At 72.6% G+C, this 13408-nt stretch carries 12 protein-coding genes; 9 read left to right on the top strand and 3 right to left on the bottom strand.

Annotated features, from left to right (window positions below):
• Positions 1 to 220: 220 nt before the first annotated feature.
• Together F8568_RS08645 and F8568_RS08640 are read left to right on the top strand one after the other, a co-directional pair.
• A complete protein-coding gene (locus F8568_RS08645; RefSeq protein ID WP_151592962.1) occupies positions 221 to 1720 on the top strand; it encodes a TldD/PmbA family protein in 1500 nt (499 codons plus the stop codon).
• A 5-nt stretch (positions 1721 to 1725) separates the two neighbouring features.
• Positions 1726 to 3102, top strand: coding sequence for a metallopeptidase TldD-related protein (locus F8568_RS08640; RefSeq protein ID WP_151593079.1), 1377 nt, complete (start codon positions 1726 to 1728; stop codon positions 3100 to 3102).
• Positions 3103 to 3242: 140 nt separating this feature from the next.
• Here the strand turns inward: F8568_RS08640 and F8568_RS08635 are convergent, their stop codons facing one another.
• Positions 3243 to 3455: a dodecin gene (locus tag F8568_RS08635; protein WP_151592961.1), complete on the bottom strand. Its 213-nt coding sequence runs from the start codon at positions 3453 to 3455 to the stop codon at positions 3243 to 3245.
• A gap of 64 nt (positions 3456 to 3519) precedes the next feature.
• Here F8568_RS08635 and F8568_RS08630 point away from each other — a divergent pair, with 64 nt between their 5' ends.
• From F8568_RS08630 to F8568_RS08610, 5 genes are all read left to right on the top strand, one after another.
• Positions 3520 to 3861, top strand: a complete 342-nt coding sequence (locus F8568_RS08630) for a DUF3099 domain-containing protein (protein WP_151592960.1) — start codon at positions 3520 to 3522, stop codon at positions 3859 to 3861.
• A 453-nt stretch (positions 3862 to 4314) separates the two neighbouring features.
• Entirely contained in the window at positions 4315 to 4548 is a 234-nt protein-coding gene (locus F8568_RS08625; RefSeq protein WP_151592959.1) for a hypothetical protein, read from the top strand.
• 295 nt (positions 4549 to 4843) lie between these two features.
• A complete protein-coding gene (locus tag F8568_RS08620; protein ID WP_151592958.1) occupies positions 4844 to 5995 on the top strand; it encodes an acyl-CoA dehydrogenase family protein in 1152 nt (383 codons plus the stop codon).
• Between the two features lie 31 nt (positions 5996 to 6026).
• Entirely contained in the window at positions 6027 to 6782 is a 756-nt protein-coding gene (gene fabG / locus F8568_RS08615) for a 3-oxoacyl-ACP reductase FabG (protein ID WP_151592957.1), read from the top strand.
• Positions 6779 to 7399, top strand: a complete 621-nt coding sequence (locus F8568_RS08610) for a TetR/AcrR family transcriptional regulator (protein WP_151592956.1) — start codon at positions 6779 to 6781, stop codon at positions 7397 to 7399. The genes fabG and F8568_RS08610 overlap by 4 nt, the downstream gene beginning before the upstream one ends.
• On the opposite strand, the gene F8568_RS08605 is transcribed toward F8568_RS08610, so the two are convergent.
• Together F8568_RS08605 and icmF are read right to left on the bottom strand one after the other, a co-directional pair.
• Positions 7393 to 8178: a helical backbone metal receptor gene (locus tag F8568_RS08605; RefSeq protein WP_151592955.1), complete on the bottom strand. Its 786-nt coding sequence runs from the start codon at positions 8176 to 8178 to the stop codon at positions 7393 to 7395. The two genes, F8568_RS08610 and F8568_RS08605, sit on opposite strands and share 7 nt — an antisense overlap.
• 12 nt (positions 8179 to 8190) lie before the next feature.
• On the bottom strand, positions 8191 to 11409 hold the full coding sequence (icmF, locus tag F8568_RS08600) for a fused isobutyryl-CoA mutase/GTPase IcmF (RefSeq protein WP_151592954.1): 3219 nt from the start codon (positions 11407 to 11409) through the stop codon (positions 8191 to 8193).
• Positions 11410 to 11462: 53 nt separating this feature from the next.
• On the opposite strand from icmF, the gene F8568_RS08595 reads away from it, so the two are divergent.
• Both F8568_RS08595 and F8568_RS08590 read left to right on the top strand, forming a co-directional pair.
• Complete coding sequence (locus F8568_RS08595) at positions 11463 to 11999, top strand: MarR family winged helix-turn-helix transcriptional regulator (protein ID WP_328600779.1); 537 nt, start codon at positions 11463 to 11465, stop codon at positions 11997 to 11999.
• Between the two features lie 85 nt (positions 12000 to 12084).
• On the top strand, positions 12085 to 13356 hold the full coding sequence (locus F8568_RS08590) for a hydroxyacid-oxoacid transhydrogenase (RefSeq protein ID WP_151592953.1): 1272 nt from the start codon (positions 12085 to 12087) through the stop codon (positions 13354 to 13356).
• Positions 13357 to 13408: the final 52 nt, after the last annotated feature.

The following is a 13408-nucleotide window of genomic DNA, read 5'->3' as shown; positions in this document are numbered from 1 at the left end:
TGTTATCCGTTCCGGTCTCCGGCGCGCGGCTCGCGGCGCGCGCGGGGCCGCCCGCGGCGGGGCGGCCGCCTCCGGAGTCGCCGTCCTGGGACGACATCGCCTGACCCTAGCGGCCCCCGCGCGGGAACAGGATGTGCCTTACCGACAAGATCCGCACCCCCGCTTTGTTCGCCACGCCGCACCGGTGGGGCGGGAGCGATCTCCGGGTAGGTTGCGGAAGGTGCATGACATCGATCCCGCCTTCACCGCGCTGCCGCTGCGCGCGCTGGCCGACGCGGCCCTCGCCCGGGCCCGGGAACTCGGCGCCGAGCACGCCGACTTCCGCCTCGAACGCATCCGCAGCCAGACCCTCGCGCTGCACGACGCCGCCCTGGAGACCGCGCTGGACGCCGACGACGTGGGCCTGTCGGTCCGCGTCGTCAAGGACGGCACCTGGGGCTTCGCCGCCGGCATCGACCTGACCGCGGCCGGCGCCGCGCGGGTCGCCGAGCAGGCCGTCGAGGTCGCCGCCGTCGCCCGCGCCGTCAACCGCGAGCCCATCGAGCTGGCGCCCGAGCCCGCGCACGGCGAGCGCACCTGGGTGTCCGCCTACGAGACCGACCCGTTCGACGTGCCGACCGGCGAGAAGATCGCGCTGCTGGCCGACTGGAGCCGCGGGCTGCTCGCCGACGCCCGCGTCGACCACGTCGACGCGACCCTGCTGCAGGTCAAGGAGAACAAGTTCTTCGCCGACCTCGCCGGCACCGTCACCACCCAGCAGCGCGTCCGGCTGCACCCCGTCGTGAACGCCGTCGGCATCGTGGGCGGCGTGTTCGACACGATGCGGACCCTCGCGCCGCCCGCCGGATACGGGTGGGAGTGGCTGACCGGCGCCCACTGGGACTGGGACGGCGAGCTCGCCCGCATCCCCGAGCTGCTCGCCGAGAAGCTCGCCGCGCCCAGCGTCGAGGCCGGCGCGTACGACATCGTCGTCGACCCGTCCAACCTGTGGCTGACCATCCACGAGTCGATCGGGCACGCCACCGAGCTGGACCGCGCGCTCGGCTACGAGGCCGCCTACGCCGGCACCTCGTTCGCCACCCCCGACAAGCTCGGGAACCTGCGGTACGGCTCCGAGGTCATGAACATCACCGGCGACCGCACCACCGAACACGGCCTCGCCACCATCGGCTACGACGACGAGGGCGTGCGGGCCCAGTCGTTCGACATCGTCACCGGCGGCCTGTTCACCGGCTACCAGACCGACCGGCGCATCGCCCGGCTCACCGGCGCCGACCGCTCCAACGGCTGCGCCTTCGCCGACGCCGCGTCCAGCATGCCGATCCAGCGGATGGCGAACGTGTCGCTGCGGCCCGCGCCGGGCGGGCCGTCCACCGACGAGCTGATCTCCGGCGTCGACCGCGGCATCTACATCGTCGGCGACAAGAGCTGGTCGATCGACATGCAGCGGTACAACTTCCAGTTCACCGGGCAGCGGTTCTACCGGATCGAGAACGGCCGGCTCGCCGGCCAGCTCCGCGACGTCGCCTACCAGGCCACCACCACCGACTTCTGGAACTCGATGGAGGCCGTCGGCGGCGAGGACACCTACGTGCTCGGCGGCGCGTTCAACTGCGGCAAGGGCCAGCCGGGGCAGGTCGCGCCGGTCAGCCACGGCTGCCCGTCCGCGCTGTTCCGCGGCGTCAACATCCTCAACACCCTGCAGGAGGCCGGCCAGTGAGCACGATCAGGCCGCAGGAGGCCGTGGAACGGGCGCTCGCCCTGTCCCGCGCCGACGACTGCATCGTCATCGCCGACGAGTCCACCACCGCGAACCTGCGGTGGGCGGGCAACACCCTCACCACCAACGGCGTCACCCGCTCCGCGCGGCTCACCGTGATCGCGCTGCGCCGCACCGGCGACGGCGTCGCCGCGGGCGTGGTGTCGCGGTCCGCCGTCGGCGCCGACGGCATCGAGGACCTCGTCCGCGCCGCCGAGGCCGACGCCGCCGGCAACGAGGCCGCCGAGGACGCCGCGCCGCTCGTCACCGACGGGCCCGCCGCCACCGGCTGGGACGACCCGCCCGCCGAGACCGGCATCGGCGTGTTCGCGGGCGTCGCGCCCGCCCTCGGCGAGGCGTTCGCCGCCGCCGAGTCCGCCGGGAACCGGCTGTACGGGTTCGCCAACCACGTGCAGACCTCGACGTTCCTCGGCAGCTCCGCCGGGCTGCGGCTGCGCCACGACCAGCCGACCGGGCTGCTCGAGCTGAACGCCAAGGGCGCCGGCGGCTCCGCCTGGACGGGCGCCGGCACCCGCGACTTCACCGACGTCGACGTCCCCGGCCTGGCCGCCGGCCTCGCCCGCCGGCTCGGCTGGGGCGACCGCCGCGTCGACCTGCCCGCCGGGCGGTACGAGACGATCCTGCCGCCGTCCGCCGTCGCCGACCTGATGATCTACCTGTACTGGTCCGCGGGCGCGCAGGACGCCGCCGACGGCCGGACGGTGTTCAGCGCCCCCGGCGGCGGCACCCGCGTCGGCGAGAAGCTCGCGAGCCTGCCCGTCACGCTGTCCAGCGACCCCGCCGCGCCCGGCCGGGAATGCGCCCCGTTCGTCGTCGCGCACGCCTCCAGCCGCGAGGCGTCGGTGTTCGACAACGGCCTCCCCCTCGGCGCCACCGACTGGATCGCCGACGGCACCCTCACCTCGCTCGCCCAGACCCGGCACTCCGCCGAGCGCACCGGCCTGCCGCTCACCCCGTCGATCGACAACCTGTCGATGACCGGCCCCGGCGGCGGCGCGTCCCTCGATGAGATGATCGCCCGCACCGAGCGGGGGCTGCTGCTCACCTGCCTGTGGTACATCCGCGAGGTCGACCCGCAGAGCCTGCTGCTGACCGGCCTCACCCGCGACGGCGTCTACCTCGTCGAGAACGGCGAGGTCGTCGGGGCCGTGAACAACTTCCGGTTCAACGAGAGCCCCGTCGACCTGCTGTCCCGCCTCGCCGAGGTCGGCGGGACCGTCCCGACGCTGCCGCGCGAATGGTCGGACTACTTCACCCGCGCCGCCATGCCCGCGCTGCGGGTCGCCGACTTCAACATGTCGACGGTGTCGCAGGCGTCTTAAGTGTGTGTGGGGGGCGACCCCCCACACCCCCCGCTGCGGGGTTGACCGTCGCCTCGCGCTCCGCTGGCGCTCCGCTCTAGGCTCCGGTCAACCCCGGTGGGGGATCCGCCCCCACACCCCCGGCGCCTTTGGCGCCTTGCTCAGGTGTCTTCTAGGCGGAAGCCGACCTTCATGGTCACCTGGTAGTGCGCTACCTCGCCGTCCTCGATCTGGCCGCGCACCTCCTTCACCTCGAACCAGTCGAGGTGGCGCAGGGTCTGCGAGGCGCGCCTGATGCCGTTGCGGACGGCGGTCTCCACGGACTCCGGCGAGGTCCCGACGATCTCCGTCACCCGGTACGTGCGGTCCGTCATGTGATGCCTCCCATGTCTTGACCGTCCTGCTGTCGCCTATCGGACTCCATGGGCTTACCGTGGAATGGTGAAGGTCAATCACCATCGGGGACCGGAGGTCTACACGGTCACCGACGCTCCCCGCCCGATGTCCGAGGACATCGGCCACCGGCAGCGGCGCTACCTGTGGTCGATGGGAGTGCGGACGGTCTGCTTCGTCGGGGCGGTCGTCAGCGTGGTGGCCGGGGCACCGGTGTGGCTGGCCGCGCTTCTGGTGGTCGGGGCGCTGTTCCTGCCGTACGTCGCGGTGATCTTCGCGAACGGCGGCCGGGAGCCCACGCCGTCGGCGCGCTTCGAGGACCACGAGGGCCACGAGGGCCACGAACAGAAGCGGGTTTCCGGACAGCGACCGGAAATCGGGTCGTGACATTCTCTTGACTAACCGCGGGGGGTTTCGGTGTACGATTTGTACCGGCGCTCTGGTCCCCCGTCGGAGCGCCCGTGCCGGTGTTCCGGGCCCCCGTCGGAACACCGATGATGCGGCGCCGGGTGGGTTGCCCCCGTATCCACCCGGCGCCGCTTTTCATATCTCCTGGTCCTCGCACCACCGCCCCGATGCCCCGGCTTGACCCGGGCCGGCGGCCCCAGCACATCTCCGCGAAAGCGCAAGTCCCCGCGCTGGCCTGCTCCGGCCACGAGCCGAAACCCGGACGGTTCGAACTTTTTCCTCTCTGATCCGTGCCGGGTCCGCGGTGCGTACTGCACCGTGGGTAACGCCATCCCCGCGCCAGAGGGGAGGTCCCGTGGATCCGGGTTTTCTGCTCGACGGCCGGTACCGCATGGAGCGGCGCCTCGCCCGGTACGGCCGGACGCAGGTGTGGTGCGGGCACGACAGGCCATGGCGACGGGCGAGGTCCGGCCGGGATTCGGCACGGAGCTCGCGACGCAGGTGACCACGCTGCTGGACGAGGTGGACGGCGGCGCGCCCGTCGACCTCGGACGGCGGATCGAGGGGCTGCGCTGGGCGCTGGCCGGGCGGGGTCCGGGGGACGTCGCGCCCGCCCGCGCGGCCGGGCTCGGCGCGCTGCTCGACGAGGTCCCCGTCCCGTCGTGACGCCGTTCTCCTCGCGCTTCCAGTCCGGTACCGGCGAAACAGGGCTCGGTGTTCCTCGACCACCCCGTCGCCGTCACGTGGCCGAGACGCCGCGGCAGATCCAGGGGATCTTCCTCAGGGCGGTGTCGCGGCGCGTCTGCGAACCGTCCTGCTGACCCTCCGAACGGAACGCTAGATTCCGTAGTGTGGGTGCCGGGTGCCGGGTGCCGGACCCGCGCTTCTCCGGTATTTGCTGCTAGAACGAGATTCGAGCTAAGTTAGCGTTCTGTTAGTTACGCAGCGAAAGGGGCCGAGCGTGCGCCGCACCCTGTTCAATGAGGACCACGAGGCGTTCCGGGAGACGATCCGGGACTTCATCCAGGCCGAGGTCGCTCCCGTCTACGAGGAGTGGGAGCAGGCCGGGCACCCGCCCCGCGACTTCTACAACAAGCTCGGCGAGCTGGGCGTGTTCGGCATCCAGGTGCCCGAGGAGTACGGCGGCGCGGGCGAGACCAGCTTCAAGTACCAGGCCGTGATCTCCGAGGAGTGCGCCCGCGCCGGGGTGAGCTTCGGCGGCTACGGCGTGCACGTCAACCTCGTGCTGCCCTACCTGCTCAAGTACGCCTCCGAGGAGCAGAAGAAGCGCTGGCTGCCGCCGTTCATCAGCGGCGAGATGATGACGGCCATCGCGATGACCGAGCCGGGCACCGGCTCCGACCTCGCCGGCATGCAGACCACCGCCAAGCGCGACGGCGACCACTACGTCCTGAACGGCGCCAAGACCTTCATCACCGGCGGCGTCCTCGCCGACCGGGTGCTGGTCGTGGCGCGCACGTCGCCCGCGACGCCGGAGAACCGCCGCGCCGGGCTGTCGATCCTGGCGGTGGACACCAAGAGCGAGGGCTACTCGGTCGGCCGCAAGCTGGAGAAGATCGGGCTGCGCAGCTCCGACACCGCCGAGCTGTCGTTCGTCGACGTGAAGGTGCCCGTCGAGGACCTGCTCGGCGAGGAGGGGGCGGGTTTCGGCTACCTGACCCACAACCTGGCCGAGGAGCGGCTCGGCATCGCCACCAGCTCCTACGCCTCCGCGGCGGCGGCCGTCGAGTTCGCCCGCAAGTACGTGCAGGAGCGGACGGTCTTCGGCAAGACCGTGTCCTCGTTCCAGAACACCAAGTTCGTCCTCGCCGAGTGCGCCACCGAGGTCGAGGCGGCGCGGTCGCTGGTCGACCGCTGCATCGAGGCCCTCGACGCCGGCGAGCTGACCCCGGCCGACGCCGCGGTCGCCAAGCTGTTCTGCACCGAGGTGCAGCAGCGCGTCGTCGACAAGTGCCTGCAGCTGCACGGCGGCTACGGCTACATCCTGGAGTACCCGATCGCGCGCCTGTACGCCGACGCCCGGGTCACCCGGATCTACGGCGGCACCAGCGAGGTGCTGAAGACCATCATCGCCAAGGACATCCAGGTCTGACGAAGGTTCGAGGAAGGGCAGGGAGCACCACATGACCGACACCAGGGTCGCCATCGTCACCGGTTCCGCGCGGGGAATCGGCGCCGCCACGGCCGTCCGGCTCGCCCGCGAGGGCTTCGCCGTCGCGGTCTGCGACCTCGACGAGGCCGCCTGCGCCGGCACCGTGGAGACCATCGAGAAGAACGGCGGGAAGGCGCTCGCCGTCGGCGTGAACGTCGCCGACTCCGGGCAGGTCGCCGCCGCCGTCGCGCGGATCGCCGGCGAGCTCGGCCCGCCGGTCGTGCTGGTGAACAACGCCGGCATCACCCGCGACAACCTGCTGTTCAAGATGTCCGACGACGACTGGGACTCGGTCATGTCGGTGCACCTGCGCGGCTCGTTCCTGATGAGCCGCGCCGCGCAGGAGCACATGACCAAGGCCGGCTGGGGCCGCATCGTCAACCTGTCGTCGACGTCGGCGCTCGGCAACCGCGGCCAGGTGAACTACTCGGCGGCCAAGGCGGGTCTGCAGGGCTTCACCAAGACCCTGGCGATCGAGCTGGGCAAGTTCGGCGTGACCGCGAACGCGATCGCGCCCGGCTTCATCGAGACCGAGATGACCGCGGCGACCGCCGAGCGGATCGGCGTCGGCTTCGAGGACTTCAAGACCGCCGCCGCCAAGGAGATCCCGGTCCGCCGCGTCGGCAGGCCCGAGGACATCGCGGGCGTGGTGGCGTTCCTGGTCAGCGAGGACGCCTCGTTCGTGTCCGGCCAGGTGATCTACGTGGCGGGCGGCCCCAAGGCGTGACCGCTCCGCAGCCGGGGCGCCGGGACGAGCGGACCCGCGACCGGGACGCGACCGAGGAGTCGCTGCGGGCGGCGGCGATCGCGCTGCTGCGCCGCGGCGGCGTCCTCGCGGGCCTCAACCTGCGGCAGGTCGCCGACGAGGCCGGCGTCAACCGCGGGCTGGTCTACCAGTACTTCGGGTCGCGGCGGGCGCTGCTGCGCTCGGCGCTGTTCCACCGGTCCCGGCCGAACGCCGAGGACGCGGCGGGCGCCGCGGGGCTGCCGCTGCGCAAGCGGCTGTCGCGGCTGTTCTGGACGAGCCTGCGCCACCCCGAGCCGGTGCTGCTGGCGACGCTGCTGGTGCTGGACGGCGACGACCGCCCCCGGGTGCTGCTGAACCGCGGCGAGGGCCGCAAGGACCTCGCCGCGGAGGCGGCCCGGGGCGAGCTGCCGGTCGAGGACGTGGAGGCCGTGCAGGCGGCGATCGCGTCCACGATCTACGGGTACACGCTGCTGCGCGAGCACCTGGCGCGGGAGATCGACGTCCCGGCGGAGGAGCTGGACGGGCGGATGGCGCGCTGCGTGGAGGCGATGTTCACCCGCCGCCCGCCCGGCGGCGAGCAGGAAACCGGTCAGTAGGTCCGGGCCGCCGCGAGCCGTTCGCACAGCTCGGCGGGCGCCTGGACGAGCGACGGGCCGTACCAGGTGAGGTGCCGTCCGCCGACCAGCGCGACGTCGGTGCCGGGGAAGCACTCGGGGCCGTCGTCGGCGGTGAACCGGTACGGCTCGTCCGGGAGGACGACCAGGTCGGCGCCGGCGGCGTTCAGCTCCTCCAGCGGGATCTTCGGGTACCGCTCGGGGTGGCCGGCGTAGACGTTGGCGACGCCGAGGCGGGCCAGCACGTCGCCGGTGAAGGTGTCGCGGCCGACGACCATCCACGGCCGCCGCCAGATCGGGACCACCGCGGCGCGCGGCTCGCCGGGCGCCGCGTCCGCCCAGGCGCGGGCGGCCTCGTCCAGCCAGTCCGGGGCGGGCACGCGGCACGCTTCGGTGAGCATCCGGCGCAGCGAGGCCAGGGCCCCGTCCACGGTGCGGATCTCGGTCATCCACACCGGGACGCCGGCGGCGCGCAGCGCCTCGACGTCGGCGGGGCGGTTCTCCTCGGTGTTGCCGAGGACGACGTCGGGCCGCAGCCGCCTGATGCGCTCCACGTCCGGGTTCTTCGTTCCGCGCACGCGCGGGACGTCGAGGCCCTCGGGGTGCGTGCACCAGTCGGTGGCGCCGGCGAGGAGGCCCGGCGCGCTCACCGCGACCGTCTCGGTCAGCGACGGGACGATCGACACCACCCGGCGCACCCGCTCCGGCACGGGAACGGGCACGCCGGTGTCGTCGCGGGCGGTGTCGTCGAACGCGGGCATGCGGCGCGGCGCTCAGACGTTGCGGCGGTACTGGCCGCCGACCTCGAAGAACGCGTCGGTGATCTGCTGGAGGCTGCACACCCGCGCCGCGTCCATCAGCACCGCGAACACGTTGTCCCCGGCCCGCGCCGCCTCCTTCAGCGCCGCCAGCGCGGCCTCGGCCTCGGTGCCGTGCGCGGCCTGGTAGGAGCGGACCCGCTCCAGCTGGGAGCGCTTCTCGTCCTCGGTGGCGCGGGCCAGCTCGATCGTGTCCGGCGTGCCGTCGCCCGCGTCGGGCAGGCGGAAGGTGTTGACGCCGACGATCGGCAGCGAACCGTCGTGCTTGCGCTGCTCGTACAGCATCGACTCGTCCTGGATGCGGCCGCGCTGGTAGCCGGTCTCCATCGCGCCGAGGACGCCGCCGCGCTCGCTGATCCGGTCGAACTCGGCGAGGACGGCCTCCTCCACCAGGTCGGTCAGCTCGTCGATGATGAACGACCCCTGCAGCGGGTTCTCGTTCATCGCCAGGCCCCACTCGCGGTTGATGATGAGCTGGATCGCCAGCGCGCGCCGCACCGACTCGGCGGTGGGGGTGGTGACGGCCTCGTCGTAGGCGTTGGTGTGCAGGCTGTTGCAGTTGTCGTAGATGGCGATGAGCGCCTGCAGCGTCGTGCGGATGTCGTTGAAGTGCATCTCCTGCGCGTGCAGGGAGCGGCCCGAGGTCTGCACGTGGTACTTGAGCTTCTGGCTGCGCTCGTTGGCGCCGTACCGGTCCCGCATGGCGACGGCCCAGATGCGGCGGGCGACGCGTCCGAGCACGTTGTACTCGGGGTCCATGCCGTTGGAGAAGAAGAACGACAGGTTCGGCGCGAAGTCGTCGATGTCCATGCCGCGCGCCAGGTACGACTCGACGTACGTGAACCCGTTGGCGAGCGTGAAGGCGAGCTGGCTGATGGGGTTCGCGCCGGCCTCGGCGATGTGGTAGCCGGAGATCGACACCGAGTAGAAGTTGCGGACCTTGTTGGCGATGAACCACTCCTGGATGTCGCCCATCATCCGCAGCGAGAACTCGGTGGAGAAGATGCAGGTGTTCTGGCCCTGGTCCTCCTTGAGGATGTCGGCCTGGACGGTGCCGCGCACGGTGGACAGCACCCGCGCGCGGATCCGCGCGGCCTCCTCGGCGGACGGCTCGCGCCCGTTCTCCTCGCGGAACCGGTCGACGCCCTGGTCGATGGCGGTGTTGAGGAAGAACGCCAGGATCGTCGGCGCGGGGCCGTTGATGGTCATCGACACCGACGTGGTCGGCGAGGACAGGTCGAACCCGTCGTAGAGCGCCTTCATGTCGTCGAGCGTCGCGATCGAGACGCCGGACGTGCCGACCTTGCCGTACACGTCGGGACGCTCGTCGGGGTCGCGGCCGTAGAGGGTGACCGAGTCGAACGCGGTGGACAGGCGGGTCGCCGGCTGGCCCTCCGACAGCAGCTTGAAGCGCCGGTTGGTGCGGAACGGGTCGCCCTCCCCCGCGAACATGCGGGCCGGGTCCTCGTTGTCGCGCTTGAACGGGAACACCCCGGCGGTGAACGGGAACCTCCCGGGCAGGTTCTCCGCGCGCAGGAACCGCAGCAGCTCGCCGTGGTCGGTGTAGCGGGGCAGCGCGACGCGCGGGATGCGGCTGCCCGACAGCGACTCGCGGGTCAGCTTCGTGTGCAGCTCCCTGTCGCGGATCTTCACGACCTGCTCGTCGCCGGAGTAGGACTCGACGACGGCGGGCCAGCCCTCGATCAGCTCCGCGTTCTGCGGAGCGACGGCGCGGCGGGCCTTCTCCAGCAGCCCTTCGACCTCGGACGCGTCGGTCAGCTCGGCGCGGACCTCGTCGAGGCGCTGCACCCGCCGGACGGCCTCGGCCTGCGCCGCGGTGTCGGCGTGGTAGCCGCGGACGGTCTCGGCGATGTCGGACAGGTACCGGACGCGTCCCGGCGGGATGATCGTGGCGGCGCCGGTGGAGACCCTGGTGTCGACGCGCGGCAGCGTGCCGTCCTCCAGCCGCAGGCCGTGCTCGGCGAGCATGCCGCCGAGGTGCTGGTAGAGCGCGGTGACGCCGTCGTCGTTGAAGGTGGCGGCGCTGGTGCCGAACACCGGCATGTCCTCGGGCCTCAGTCCGAACGCCTCCCGGTTGCGCACCAGCTGCCGGGACACGTCGCGGCGGGCGTCCTCGGCGCCGCGCCGCTCGAACTTGTTGATCGCCACGACGTCCGCGAAGTCGAGCATGTCGATCTTCTCGAGCTGGGACGCGGCGCCGAACTCCGGCGTCATGACGTACAGCGAGACGTCCACGAGGGGGACGATCGCGGCGTCGCCCTGCCCGATGCCGGGCGTCTCCAGGACGACCAGGTCGTATCCGGCGGCCTTGACGGCGGTGAGGATGTCCTCGATGCCCTCGGGCAGCTCGCGGGCGCCGCGGGTGGCGAGCGAGCGGAAGAAGACCTTGTCGCCGTCCAGGGAGTTCATCCGGATGCGGTCGCCGAGCAGCGCGCCGCCGCCGCGCCGCCGGGTCGGGTCGACGGCCAGCACCGCGACGCGGAGCCGGTCGCCCTGGTCGACGCGCAGCCGGCGGATCAGCTCGTCGGTGAGCGACGACTTGCCCGAGCCGCCCGTGCCGGTGATGCCGAGCACCGGGACGCGCCGTCCGGACGCCGCGTCGGCCAGCGCGGCGCGGTCGGCGCCGGCCAGCTTCCCGGCCTGCAGGCAGGTGATCGTCCGGGCGAGGGCGCGCCGGTCGCCGGCGACCACCGCGTCCGCCGGGACGGGCTCGGCGGCGAGGTCGACGTCGCAGTCCCGGACCAGCTCGTTGATCATTCCGGGCAGGCCGAGCCGCTGCCCGTCCTCCGGGGAGAAGATCCGCACGCCCGCGTCGGCGAGCCGGGCGATCTCCTGGTGCACGATCACGCCGCCACCGCCGCCGAACACCCGCACCTGCTCGGCGCCGGCCTCCTTGAGGCTGCGCGACAGGTACTCGAAGTACTCGACGTGGCCGCCCTGGTAGGAGCTGATCGCGACGCCCTGGGCGTCCTCCTCCAGCACGGCGTCGACGACCTCGCGGACGGACCGGTCGTGCCCGAGGTGCACCACCTCGGCGCCCTGCGACTGCAGGATCCGCCGCATGATGTTGATCGCCGCGTCGTGCCCGTCGAACAGCGCGGCGGCCGTCACGAAGCGCACCGGGTTGACCGGCTTGTGGAGCGGTTCGGTCACGTCCCCCACCTCAACCTTTGGACGTCTAATATTTGGAAGTTAAAATAGTTTCCGTGCGCGACGAGGTCAAGACGCCTTACGGTGGGGCGGTGCCCGACATTCCCGACCCCATCTCCGAGGCCCACCGGCAGTGGAGCGCCCGCTGGCCCGAGCAGGCCGACCGCATGGCGGCCGTGACCTCGGTGATGCGGGCGCAGCAGCTGCTGCTCGGCCGGATCGAGGCCGTGCTGAAGCCCCACGGTCTGACCTTCGCCGCCTACGAGGCGCTCCGGCTGCTCGCCTTCACCCGCACCGGCACGCTGCCGATGGGCAAGATGGGCACCCGTCTCATGGTGCACCCGGCGTCGGTCACCAACGTGATCGGCCGGCTGGAGCGGCGCGGGCTCGTCGGCCGCGCCCCCTCCCCCGACGACCGCCGCGTCGTCCTCGCCACCATCACCCCCGCGGGCCGCGGCCTCGCCGAGGAGGCCACCGCCGCGCTCAACGAGGCCGGCTTCGGCATCGCCGCGCTGCCCGCCGAGCACGCCGCCGAGATCACCGCCGCGCTGCGCGCCGTCCGCGTCTCGGTGGGCGAGCTGCCCGAGGAGTAGCGGGCGCACGGCCCCGCCTTGCCCGCCGCGTTCGGGCGGTGACACCGTGGGAACGATCAGCGGTACCGGCTTCGAGGGGGCGGACATGGCGAACGAGACGGTCTTCACCTACGGCGCGCCGCAGCTGAAGTTCGGCACGGGCGCGGCCGAGGAGATCGGATACGACCTCGTGCAGTACGGCGCGCGGCGGGTCCTCGTCGTGACCGACCCGGGCGTCGCCGCGACCGGCGGGCCGCGGCGGGTCGCCGACGCGATGAAGGCCTACGGGATCGAGGCGGCCGTGTTCGACGGCGTCCGCGTCGAGCCGACGGACGCGAGCATGCGCGAGGCGGTCGGGCACGCGCGGGACACCGGGCCGTACGACGCGTACGTCGCGGTGGGCGGCGGGTCGAGCATCGACACCGCCAAGGCCGTGAACCTGCTCACCACCAACGACGGCGACCTCGCCGAGTACCTCAACCCGCCGATCGGCGCGGGACGGGCGCCGGAGCGGCCGCTACTGCCGCTCGTCGCCGTCCCCACCACGACCGGGACCGGCGCGGAGAGCACGACGGTCTGCGTGCTGGACGTCCTGGACCTGCGGGTCAAGACGGGCATCAGCCATCCGCGGATGCGCCCCGCGCTCGCGGTCGTCGACCCCGACCTGATGGTGACGCAGCCGTCCGGGGTGACCGCGTCGGCCGGGATGGACATCGTGTGCCACGCGCTGGAGAGCTACACCGCCAGGCCGTTCGACGCGTACGAGCGCAAGCGGCCCGAGCAGCGCGTCCCGTACTGCGGCGCCAACCCGGTCTCGGACATGTGGTCCGAGCGGGCGCTCGGCCTGATCGCCCGCTCGTTCCGCGCGGCCGTCCGGGACGGCGAGGACCGGCGGGCCCGCGCCGACATGGCCCTCGCCGCGACGTTCGCGGGCCTCGGATTCGGGAACGCGGGCGTGCACATCCCGCACGCCAACGCCTACCCGATCGCCGGGCGGGTCAAGGACTTCCGGCCCGCCGGGTACCCGGACGGGGAGCCGATGGTCCCGCACGGGATGTCGGTGTCGCTCACCGCGCCCGAGGCGTTCCGGTTCACCTTCCGGGCGCGGCCCGAGCGGCACGTCCGCGCGGCCGAGCTGCTCGCCCCGGAGATGGACCGGCCGGACGACCCGGCCGAGCATCTGCCGCGCGCGCTGCTGAGCCTGATGCGCGACATCGGCATCCCGGACGGGATCGCGGGGGTCGGCTACGGGGAGGCCGACATCCCCGGCCTGGTCGAGGGGACGATGCGGCAGCAGCGGCTGCTGGTGGCGTCGCCGCGTCCGGTCACCGAGGACGACGCGGCGGGCATCTTCCGGCGCTCGCTGCGGCTCTGGTGAGCCCGCGCCGCCGCACGTAGGGCGGATTGCCGGATATGTCCGCCGCTGGCGC

It is taken from the genome of Actinomadura physcomitrii (assembly GCF_008923205.2).
Lineage (GTDB): Bacteria > Actinomycetota > Actinomycetes > Streptosporangiales > Streptosporangiaceae > Spirillospora > Spirillospora physcomitrii.
The sequence above is the reverse complement of the archived record's forward strand: the minus strand, read 5'-3'. Positions and strand labels throughout refer to the sequence as shown.

What these genes read in the sequence shown, in the direction of transcription:
- F8568_RS08635 (WP_151592961.1), bottom strand. Translation starts at nt 3,455, where the DNA reads ATGACGGACCGCACGTACCGGGTGACGGAGATCGTCGGGACCTCGCCG.
- F8568_RS08630 (WP_151592960.1), top strand. Translation starts at nt 3,520, where the DNA reads ATGGTGAAGGTCAATCACCATCGGGGACCGGAGGTCTACACGGTCACC.
- fabG (WP_151592957.1), top strand. Translation starts at nt 6,027, where the DNA reads ATGACCGACACCAGGGTCGCCATCGTCACCGGTTCCGCGCGGGGAATC.
- F8568_RS08605 (WP_151592955.1), bottom strand. Translation starts at nt 8,178, where the DNA reads ATGCCCGCGTTCGACGACACCGCCCGCGACGACACCGGCGTGCCCGTT.
- F8568_RS08590 (WP_151592953.1), top strand. Translation starts at nt 12,085, where the DNA reads ATGGCGAACGAGACGGTCTTCACCTACGGCGCGCCGCAGCTGAAGTTC.